General features: G+C 33.7%; 16 protein-coding genes and 1 pseudogene. 2 read left to right on the forward strand and 15 right to left on the reverse strand.

The genetic code is table 11. The features are described from left to right. From B2S90_RS08900 to B2S90_RS08945, 10 genes and pseudogenes are all read right to left on the reverse strand, one after another. Positions 1-551, reverse strand: a pseudogene (locus tag B2S90_RS08900) (F0F1 ATP synthase subunit alpha); the annotation flags it as partial. A gap of 9 nt (positions 552-560) precedes the next feature. Further along, positions 561-1,097, reverse strand: a complete 537-nt coding sequence (locus B2S90_RS08905; RefSeq protein WP_187011872.1) for a F0F1 ATP synthase subunit delta — start codon at positions 1,095-1,097, stop codon at positions 561-563. After that, on the reverse strand, positions 1,097-1,597 hold the full coding sequence (gene atpF / locus B2S90_RS08910; protein ID WP_286696919.1) for a F0F1 ATP synthase subunit B: 501 nt from the start codon (positions 1,595-1,597) through the stop codon (positions 1,097-1,099). Before atpF ends, B2S90_RS08905 begins: the two co-directional genes overlap by 1 nt. Positions 1,598-1,622: 25 nt before the next feature. Further along, positions 1,623-1,850, reverse strand: coding sequence for an ATP synthase F0 subunit C (gene atpE, locus B2S90_RS08915; protein ID WP_006506960.1), 228 nt, complete (start codon positions 1,848-1,850; stop codon positions 1,623-1,625). 31 nt (positions 1,851-1,881) lie between these two features. Continuing rightward, positions 1,882-2,547: a F0F1 ATP synthase subunit A gene (locus tag B2S90_RS08920; protein WP_270468314.1), complete on the reverse strand. Its 666-nt coding sequence runs from the start codon at positions 2,545-2,547 to the stop codon at positions 1,882-1,884. Then, positions 2,547-2,921, reverse strand: coding sequence for a hypothetical protein (locus B2S90_RS08925; RefSeq protein ID WP_278861098.1), 375 nt, complete (start codon positions 2,919-2,921; stop codon positions 2,547-2,549). The genes B2S90_RS08920 and B2S90_RS08925 overlap by 1 nt, the downstream gene beginning before the upstream one ends. After that, positions 2,921-3,541, reverse strand: coding sequence for a uracil phosphoribosyltransferase (gene upp / locus B2S90_RS08930; RefSeq protein WP_055232981.1), 621 nt, complete (start codon positions 3,539-3,541; stop codon positions 2,921-2,923). The genes B2S90_RS08925 and upp overlap by 1 nt, the downstream gene beginning before the upstream one ends. Positions 3,542-3,552: 11 nt before the next feature. After that, positions 3,553-4,788, reverse strand: coding sequence for a serine hydroxymethyltransferase (glyA, locus tag B2S90_RS08935; RefSeq protein WP_278780802.1), 1,236 nt, complete (start codon positions 4,786-4,788; stop codon positions 3,553-3,555). A 5-nt stretch (positions 4,789-4,793) separates the two neighbouring features. Then, positions 4,794-5,234, reverse strand: coding sequence for a ribose 5-phosphate isomerase B (gene rpiB / locus B2S90_RS08940; protein WP_006506955.1), 441 nt, complete (start codon positions 5,232-5,234; stop codon positions 4,794-4,796). Continuing rightward, positions 5,212-5,832 carry an L-threonylcarbamoyladenylate synthase gene (locus tag B2S90_RS08945; protein WP_278861100.1) on the reverse strand — a complete coding sequence of 207 codons (621 nt, stop codon included), beginning with the start codon at positions 5,830-5,832 and terminating at the stop codon, positions 5,212-5,214. Before B2S90_RS08945 ends, rpiB begins: the two co-directional genes overlap by 23 nt. 190 nt (positions 5,833-6,022) lie before the next feature. Here B2S90_RS08945 and B2S90_RS08950 point away from each other — a divergent pair, with 190 nt between their 5' ends. Next, a complete protein-coding gene (locus B2S90_RS08950) occupies positions 6,023-6,943 on the forward strand; it encodes an alpha/beta hydrolase (RefSeq protein WP_238703600.1) in 921 nt (306 codons plus the stop codon). 27 nt (positions 6,944-6,970) lie between these two features. On the opposite strand, the gene B2S90_RS08955 is transcribed toward B2S90_RS08950, so the two are convergent. From B2S90_RS08955 to B2S90_RS08975, 5 genes are all read right to left on the reverse strand, one after another. Next, positions 6,971-7,627: a DUF4177 domain-containing protein gene (locus B2S90_RS08955; RefSeq protein ID WP_278861101.1), complete on the reverse strand. Its 657-nt coding sequence runs from the start codon at positions 7,625-7,627 to the stop codon at positions 6,971-6,973. Positions 7,628-7,859: 232 nt separating this feature from the next. Next, positions 7,860-8,183, reverse strand: coding sequence for a hypothetical protein (locus tag B2S90_RS08960; RefSeq protein WP_286696920.1), 324 nt, complete (start codon positions 8,181-8,183; stop codon positions 7,860-7,862). 17 nt (positions 8,184-8,200) lie between these two features. Further along, positions 8,201-8,443, reverse strand: a complete 243-nt coding sequence (locus B2S90_RS08965; protein WP_278861103.1) for a PF20097 family protein — start codon at positions 8,441-8,443, stop codon at positions 8,201-8,203. Then, the gene (locus B2S90_RS08970; RefSeq protein WP_286696921.1) at positions 8,430-8,900 is read right to left on the reverse strand and encodes a hypothetical protein; all 471 of its coding nucleotides are present in this window, start codon (positions 8,898-8,900) and stop codon (positions 8,430-8,432) included. The genes B2S90_RS08965 and B2S90_RS08970 overlap by 14 nt, the downstream gene beginning before the upstream one ends. Then, positions 8,885-9,841, reverse strand: a complete 957-nt coding sequence (locus tag B2S90_RS08975; protein WP_286696922.1) for a hypothetical protein — start codon at positions 9,839-9,841, stop codon at positions 8,885-8,887. Before B2S90_RS08975 ends, B2S90_RS08970 begins: the two co-directional genes overlap by 16 nt. A 169-nt stretch (positions 9,842-10,010) precedes the next feature. On the opposite strand from B2S90_RS08975, the gene B2S90_RS08980 reads away from it, so the two are divergent. After that, positions 10,011-10,202, forward strand: a 192-nt coding sequence (locus B2S90_RS08980) for a transposase (protein ID WP_349677211.1), incomplete at its 3' end; no start/stop codon positions are given.

The raw sequence follows: 10,202 nt of genomic DNA on the forward strand, positions 1-10,202 counted from the left end.
ATGATTGTATCAACAGCGATAGCTGTTTTACCAGTCTGTCTGTCACCGATGATTAACTCACGCTGACCTCTACCAACTGGAATAATTGCATCAATAGTAGTGATACCAGTCTGTACTGGCTGATCTACTGATTTTCTTGTCATAACACCAGGAGCCACTCTTTCGATTGGTCTAGTCTTTGTAGTGATAATTTCACCCTGACCATCAATAGGCTGTCCTAAAGGGTTAACGACACGACCAAGCATTGCATCACCTACAGGTACTTCAATAATCTTACCTGTACGTCTTACTTCGTCGCCTTCTTTAATTTCGTCCGCATTACCTAATAAAGTAACACCAACACTATCTTCATCTAGGTTCATGACCATACCATAAACATCACCTGGGAAAAGGATCAATTCACCTAGCATTGCATTGTCTAAACCATGAACAACACTGACACCGTCACCAACAGTCATAACTGTTCCGACGTCTTTCTGTTCCATGACATCATCATAATGCTTAATCTGCTCTTTGATTAAAGCACTGATTTCATCGGGTCTTAATGCCACTTGCGTCACCTACTTTCTCAACAGCTCAGTCTTGAGCTTGCTGACTTTGTTCTTTAATGAGCCATCATAGACACGGTTCTCAATCTGAACCTTAACACCACCAATAAGTGTCTTATCTTCAACAGTTCTTAAAGTAATTGTTTTGTTTTCTTTCTGAGAAATCGCTTCTTCAATTGCTTTTACCTGTTCATCGCTTAATGCGAAAGGTGTGAAGATAACGCCTTCCTCGATACCAAGATGCTTATTACTCATCTTAATAAAGCTTTTTGTAATAGGCGCAATATATCTTGTTCTTCTTTTCTTTACAAGCAGTTTAAGAAAATTCAATACATAATGATTTACTGAAGTGCCAAAACCTTTATCGAGTAATGCACACTTTGCTTCATCATCTACAAGCACATGAGAGAAGAATTTTTCAAATTCTGGATTACTTTCTAAAACTGTATCAACTAGTTTCATATCTGCTAGATAATCTTCTAGCGCATGATCTTCTAACGCTAACTGATATAAGCTTTCAGCATAACGTTCTGCAACATTTGCATCCATTAGTTAACAACCTGTTTTACGAAATCATCTACTAAAGCTTTATTGACTTCAGTATTCATATTCTGATCCATGACTTTAGTAGCCACTTCAACAGCAACTTCCACAATTTCTTTCTTCATTTCATCCTGTGCTGCAAGCTTTTCAGATTCAATTTCATGGCGAGCCTGTTCAATCTTTTCTTGAGCCTGCTTGTTAGCTTCATCCATGATTTTACTCTTAGCCTTTACGGCATCTTCCTTAGCCTGATCTATGATTTCTTTATACTGTTTTGCAGCTTCTTTAGCCTGCTTTTCACTTTCTAGAAGATATTCAGATGCTTTTTCATTCTTAGCCTTCGCATCATTGATATTACCTTCTATAAAATCAGCTCTCTTCTGGAAGAATTCTAATACATAATTCCATAAATATTTCTTGAACAGAAGAAGCATGATTGCAGTGGAACATAACTGAACAATCATAGTGGTAGGGTTTGGAAATAACTTTGCGGCTATATCTGGCATAGTTTTTTCCTCCTTAAACTATTTTTTATTTGAATACGAATAATAAGATGAAAGAAATAAGTAAACCATAGAGGGCTACTGTTTCTGTTAAGGCGATACCTAAGATCATAGTAGTACGGATCTTGCTTTCAGCCTCAGGATTTCTTCCAATTGCAGATACTGCATGAGCGGCAACTAAACCTTCACCAATACCTGTACCTAAACCTGCAAGTACTGCAATACCAGCAGCGATTGCAATTAAACCTCTTGTCATAATCAATTTCCTCCTATTGACATTTTTTCATTTATTCTTCATCTGGATTTTCATTAGAAATCAGAATTGAAGATAGTGTAACGAATACCAGTGCTTGTACACATCCAGAGAATACATCGAAATAACAATGTAATAGTGGTGCTACCACTGGTCCTAAAAAGTTGAATGGAATCAACTTGTAACTTAAGAATGATGTTGCCTGATATACTAAGGCCATAATAAATGTACCACTCAATAAGTTACAGAAAATACGCATTGATATAGAAATCAATGGTGAAACCAAACCAAATAGGTTTGTTGGGGGAATCAAAGTTCCCTTAATATAACTGCCAACACCCTGATACTTAATCGCATTAATCTGAATTAATACCCATGTAATTAATGTTAAGGATAACGTGATTGAGTAGTTAGTAGTTGGCGCATCAAAACCTGTTAATCCAAATAAGTTAGATACCAACAGCCATGCAAATAACATAGAGAAATAAGGATAGTAGTTCTTCGCATATTTCTTAGGCATGATTGTTCCCATGTAGTCATAAACCATCTTAATGGCGGTTTCAACAACAAGGACCACACCTTTTGGTCTCTTAGTTGGATCTGCTTCTCTTATTTTTTTACCTGCATAAACAAAGAAAATAGAAAGTAGCACAGTCACAATCAATGATGATATCAGTTCTGGCTGAATAGTGATTTTCATTATCTCATACGCCTCCTTTCTCCATATGCATGTATATAAATAGAAATCTTTACTACTAGATAGCCCAGAAATACAGTATACATATTTACTATTTCTGGAAAGAATCCAGCTATCGCAAAACCAGCGGCAAAAATAAACAATTTAGCCATAAATAACATAACCGCAATTGTCTTACCTGCAGTCTGGATAGAAAGTATTGTATCAGTCATCTTCATATTGATCTGTAAAATTAATAAATCAATGAGATAACCTAATACAAACCCTAAGCAGTAGCTGATTGAATGAAGAATGATGGAAAGTATAACCGCAAGAATCAATCCTGCAAGAAATACTTTAACAGAAGTTCTTCTTACTTCATATTCATCAAATCCCATTAATTAGTACCAAACAAGCGGTCTCCCGCATCTCCTAAACCTGGTACAATATATCCCTTGTCATTTAGTTTTTCATCTAATGCAGCTAAAGTAAGCTTTACATCTGGATGATGTTCTTCAATGTATTTCACACCTTCAGGTGCACCCACAAGACAGACAAGTTCAATATCCTTCGCACCACGATCTTTGATATTTTGGATAGCCATATCAGCTGAACCACCAGTAGCAAGCATAGGATCAAGAACAATAACCTTTGCGCTCTCTAATCCCATAGGAAATTTAGCATAATATTCATGAGGAATCAATGTTTCTTCATCTCTATACATACCAATATGACCTACTTTCGCCGTTGGCATGATTCTTCTGAAGCCATCCACAAGACCCACACCTGCACGTAAGATAGGTACAAGAATAATATCTCTATCTAGTTCATAACCAGTTGTCTTACAAATAGGTGTTTCAATTTCCTTTTCTTTTAAAGGATAATCTTTTGTGACTTCATAAGCCATCAGCATTGCGATTTCATCAAGGTTCTGCTTGAAAATATAGTTTGATGTCTTTTCTTCTCTCATAATTGAGAGTTTGTGTTTAATTAATGCATGATTGAGTACTTTAACCATCTTATGGCCTCCTAGTATTTAATATCGTCATACATAGTCACTTTATCAGTTAACTTCTTTACTCTCGCAAGACATTCATTCTTTACTTCATCAGTTTCTTCATTCTTTAAACGATAGGCAATAATCTTTCCAACTTCTCTGAAGTCATCTTCCTTGAATCCTTTTGTGGTCATTGCTGGTGTACCAACACGGATTCCAGAAGCCTTGAAAGGTTTTTCTGTATCGAAAGGAATTGCATTCTTATTAGCTGTAATATTGATTTCATCAAGTAATCTCTGAGCCTTCTTACCTGTAATACCACAGCTGCTCTTTACATCAATAAGTAATAGGTGATTATCAGTACCACCAGTTACAAGACGGAATCCTTCTTCCTTTAAAGATTCTTCTAAAGCTTTCGCATTCTTAATGACTTGATGACTATATTCCTTGAATTCAGGCTGTAATGCTTCATAGAAGCAAGCTGCTTTAGCGGCAATAATATGCATAAGAGGTCCACCCTGCATACCAGGGAAAACAGCTCTATCAATATCTTTTGCATACTTTTCCTTACACATGATAACACCACCTCTAGGACCTCTTAAAGTCTTATGAGTTGTAGTAGTTACGATATCTGCATAAGGGAATGGAGATGGATGATCTCCTGCAGCAACTAAACCAGCGATATGTGCCATATCTACCATAAAGATAGCACCAACGCTATGTGCTACTTCAGCCATGAATTTGAAATCAATAGTTCTTGCATAAGCACTTGCCCCTGCAACAACTAATTTAGGTTTGATTTCTTCACATAATCTCTTATATTCATCATAATCGATTCTTTCTGTTTCCTTATCAACACCATAAGCATGGAATTCATAAGTCTTACCAGAGTAGTTTAATGGATGTCCATGAGTTAAATGCCCACCATCATTTAAAGACATACCTAGTACTTTATCACCTGGCTGTAATAAAGCAAAATAAACAGCTGTATTCGCTTGTGCACCAGAATGAGGCTGAACATTTGCATACTCACAGCCAAATAACTTCTTAAGTCTTTCCTGTGCCAATGTTTCTACTTCATCCACAAACTGACATCCACCATAATATCTCTTAGCTGGATATCCTTCAGCATATTTATTTGTTAGAACTGAGCCCGCAAGCTCCATAATTTCTTTAGATACAAAGTTTTCGGAAGCAATCAATTCAATATTGTTTCTTTGTCTATTCAATTCTCGCTCAACGCTCGCAAATACTTCTGTATCTCTCATAATACTTACTCCTTTTCTAAAGCCATCATTTTTTCAATTCTCTTAACATGTCTTCCACCTTCAAAATCAGTATGTAGCCATGCATTAAGAATCTCAACAGCAAGTCCTTCTCCAATAACTCTCTGTCCCATTGCAATCATGTTAGTATCATTATGAGCTCTTGTCGCTTTCGCACTAAATACATCATGACATAATGCGCAGCGGATACCATCTACCTTATTACATGTAATTGATACACCAATGCCTGTTCCACAAACAACGACACCTTTCTCACATTCTCCTGATGCAACAGCTTTAGCTGCCTTAGATGCATAATCAGGATAATCACAAGAGTCTTCAGTATAAGTACCATAGTCTACAACTTCATATCCCTGTTTCTTCATTTCATCAATAAGAACATTCTTTAAACGTAATCCACCATGATCACAAGCGACTGCAATTTTCATAATATACCTCCTCGATTTCTTCTTTGGTAATTAAACCTTCTCTTAGTATTCTCACATCACCTTGACTTAAATCCACGACTGTAGATGCAGTTGCCGAAGCAGTCTGTCCTCTGACAACCATATCAATCTGTCCATCAAGCTGTGCAAGTACTTCTTTTTCGTTTGTCGTATTCCCTTGACCAGATAAATTAGCACTTGTTACTGATAAAGGCCCTGTCTGATCAATGAGTGACAAAACGAAAGAACTGTCTGGGATTCTAATACCTATTGTATCTTTTCCACTAACATGTCTCGAATCCACACTATCCAGTCTTTTTAATACGATTGTCATTCTACCTGGCATAAACTTATCAATCACTCTCTGGGTACCCTCGTCTACTAAGCCATACTTCTTTACATCATCTTTTTCTGACAACATAAGAGTCACTGCTTTATTCGGGTTACGTTTCTTGATTTCCATAATTCTATCAAGACCCTTCAAATCATCGAATAAGCAGGCAACGCCATAAACAGTTTCCGTAGGAAATGCAACAATCTTCCCATCTCTTACTGCACTTACTAATAAATCCATCTGTTCTGGTCCTATAACCTGTGTCATTAAAATCACCTCATATCGGTTATTATTCTAACACAAAAACTTTCTTAAAAACATATATTTATCGCTTTATAAGATACCCTTTTCTATTTACAAATTCATATATCTGTCAATTATTTATTCAAACTTAATTGTTTGTACATGAATTCTTCTTAAATTATCTTATATAATGAATAAAAGGAGGCATTTTGTCATGAAAAAGAAGAATGTAATTATTGGTACAATAGGCGCAGCCGCTGCGGCATCTGCCACTTATCTTGCAGCAGGGCGCATTGCGATAGAAAAAGTATGTACAAGACGCAAAAAAGAAAAAGTAGGATTAAAACATCCAATGAGTGAAGATGATAAACAATGGCTAGATCATCAGACATTTATTGATATGGAAATCACTTCTTATGATGGATTAAAGCTAGAAGGGCAGTTCCTTCCTTATCCCGATTCTAATAAATTAGTGATCTGTGTTCATGGATTCCATTCTTACCATTATCGTGAGTTTGCATATTATATTCGTTTCTATCATGAACTTGGTTATAATATCCTTCTTCCAGATAATAGAGCACATGGACAGTCAGAAGGACATTATATTGGTTTTGGATGGCTGGACCGTTTAGATATATTAGAATGGATTAAAAAAATGGAAGAGTACTTCCATAATGAACCTATGAGCATTGTCTTACATGGTATATCCATGGGTGGGGCAACAGTCCTCATGGTAAGTGGTGAAGAATTATCTGATAATGTGAAAGCTATTGTCGCTGATTGCAGCTATACAAGTGCTTATGATGAATTCAAATACTACTTAAAAAATAAAGGATGTCCACCATTCTTATTACTTCCTAGTGCTACATTATTATCTAAAAAGACAGTAGGGTATAACTTCAAACAGGCCAGTGCAGTCAATCAAGTCAAGAAGTCTAAAACACCTACATTATTTATACATGGTAACCAGGATCACTTTGTGCCTACTTACATGGCATTAGAACTCTATAATGCTTGTCAGGCAGAAAAGAAATTACTTATTGTGAATGATGCCGCACATGGTGAATCTTATCATAAAGAGAAGAAACTTGTTCAAAGCAATATTACTCATTTCTTAGAGAAATATGTAGACTAATAGACCGAGCAATTGCTCGGTCTATTATCATTTCTTCGCATTTCTTATTTTTCTTTCAAAAATAAGCACAACTTCATCACTTGTACTATTGCTTCCTACACCAACACCTACAATAGCACCACCTACCATATTACTGCCTATTTCATTTGTGAAAGCTGTCTTTAGTCTCCAGCCCTGTACACTATATCTTATTAATATCTTCTTTAAATTATTTGTATCTGTCCTACCATGAGAATCATGAACAGTAACTACATCATATTCATAAAGATTATTACATTCTAAAATAGAATCTAAGTTATAATCGTTATTCTTTTCTTCTAATAATTCTGTGAACTTTTCTTCCGTCATCGAATCATTAGAAGTATTTTTTTCTATGATGTGATCTAGTTTTGAATTGATTTCTTTTTGTTTATCCATACTTTGACGTTGTTTATAATACTTATCAAAATATGCATGAATTCCTTCTTTGACTTCTTGAGAAAAATGACCTTTATCTAACTGTTGATCAATTGCCTGAATAGCTTCATCTAGCTGCTTTGTAGAAAGATGAGTACTTTTCAGTTTAGTTGATGTGATTGTGAGATTAGGTACTTGTCGTAGGCAGGTATTACATAGACATACTTCTCCAAAACTATTTCTATCTGGAATAGTAGTAAAAACCTGCCCACAATGACTACATTTCATTTGTTTTTACACATGATTTTCCTCTTATAAATAAATTCACTTTTTCAAAGAACCTATATTAAGCTTTTCCGTTTTTATTCAAAAGATAGGATTTATGATACATCCTCTAACTTAAAATGAATATCATTATTTTCAGTTTGGACTATTAAACGCTTTTTTTCTGTATCATTATTTAAGTTAAATGTAAATTCTATTTCATTGTCTGTAATCTTTATAATTTTTGAATTTTTATTTAATGTTGTACCGATTTCAGGGCTATCCCTATCCTATAGTATTGCTTACCAATAATAACCCCTATACCATGTCTTTCTATTAACTCTTTATCTTGATATAAATAAGCCATAGAAATCAGACCATCACTTTCTTTAATATCCATATATTCTGTAGCTGTTCCAGTTTCAAGTAATTCACTATACTTTTCTAATTCTTTAGTTTTTTTATTTAACTGCACTATGGTTGTAGCTTTATTTTTATTTTCAATAAACAAATATCCATTAAAAACAATTGAAAACCCCAATAAAAGTATAATGATTAGATTCTTTATTTTATTTTTCATATATACTTTCTCCTGTTTTATAAATCTTTATTTGCATTTATGATAATAATATTGCATGTATTACATTTGTATGCATCAATTTTGTCACCTTTGTAGTAGCTAAAATGTCCTAACTTGATATCATCCTCCCCAAAATGCCATTTATTCGTCATAAAGGGTAGTTTTTCAGGATTTGGTGACCATGCAAGAGCCTCACCCCTTGTTTTAATATAACCATGAATTAACTTACCCGAACAATAAGGACATCTATTGATTATCATTTTGTTTCCTCCAAATATATCTTGACTTTTCTAATTTCTTACCTAAATGACTATTTTTATTCATTCTTTTTATATCATTTATGATTTCGTCATCATAATAATAGTTATATCCTATTATTATAAAATAATTCTTTACATTTATAACAGGAAATCTATTGAGGTGTTCATCACTAAAATTATCAATAGAATTAACTAACTGTTTATACTTTTGTTCATTATTTTTATCGTCTACATCAATAACTTCTATATTGACTAAATCTCCAAATTCATCCTTTAGTTTTATTGGAAGCGATTTTTTTACTTGAATACATAATGGGCAACACTCTATTGAATATATTTCGACATTTAATTGTTGTTCATTGTTTTTATGATTTTCAAAGTATAAAAAGCAACACAATAAGAATACCAAACAACTTATCAAATAAATAATTGTCCTTTTTTTTAATAATTCATACATGCTGGATTACCTGTGTAATCTGGACGTTGACTGTGAAAATAACTATAAGTTACCTTTGCGGCGCCACTTTTTGTTTTTATCTGTTCATACCACTTTTTTGAAATCTCACTATATGCTCCGAAATAATATTTTTGTTCTCTAATATAAGATAAACAATCTGATGCTCCGTATTGATAAAACTTAATATGAATAGTAGGTTTAACGCTTGAACCAACTGATACAGCAACAGAATAAAGAAATACCACTTTTCCCAAAGGACCTGAAACGAACAAAGAAACGGCACTTCCAACCATACCTATTATTTCAAGAACTTTAAAAGTCATTTTTGACGTTTTATGAAATGGACCTCCTAATTTTTTCCAAGTTGTATATGTGGTTGGGGTTTCCCCATCTACATTTAACACTTCTTCACCCTCAGCAGGCATTAAAGGATCAGGATAATCTTTATCAAGAATTTCTTCATAAAACATTAATTCAGATCCATTTTCAGTGACTAATGATAAATTAGAATTGTTTTCATTTATTAAATATGTTTCTTCGTCAATAGTCATTGTTGATGTATTATTTACTAAATCTTCTTCCAATAAGATATATGTGGAATCAGTTTTATCGTATGCTATTACATCACTTACATTTTCGTCTTTATAGGTATATAAATATTCAAAGTCATAATTTCCATCAGCAATTTGAGTAAGTTTAGAAAAATCGGAAGTGTCTGATGCGTATAATTCTGAATTTTTTAATTCCATATTATCAGATATAGCTTTCCCTCTTTGATTTTTCTTCTTTAAATATGTATTTAACTTTTTTCTTGCATTAATGTTTTTGATTTCAAATGGATTATCACTGTAAGTATAGTTATTATCTTTAGCATAAACAGGAATTAAAACAGATGATAAAACTAAAGCAAAAGCACATAAATTAATCATTATTTTTTTCATTTATTTTTATTCTCCTTTCTATTTGATTTTTGAATACCTACAAACCACAGGTTAGTGAAAAATAAATATCATAAGAACCACTTAAACGGGGTTCATGAAGCTGAACCAAACACATAGATTTTCCATCTGTTCTATAATTAGTTTAGAAATCAGATAGAGGTATAATCACATGTCAAACAAAGTATTAAAGCCAAAGAAAGCTTCTCTATATGAGTTCACTCAGAACTATTCTAATAACATCAATAACTGTATTGAATTTTTCAAATCCATGAAATGGCCTGTTGGCTTCTCATGTGATTGCTGCGGATGCCATAAGTATTACTTAGTCAAGCGTGTAAGAAAGACCAAGACTTCATATGTT

Source organism: Catenibacterium sp. UBA627 (assembly GCF_002299355.1).
Classification (GTDB): domain Bacteria; phylum Bacillota_I; class Bacilli_A; order Erysipelotrichales; family Coprobacillaceae; genus Catenibacterium; species Catenibacterium mitsuoka.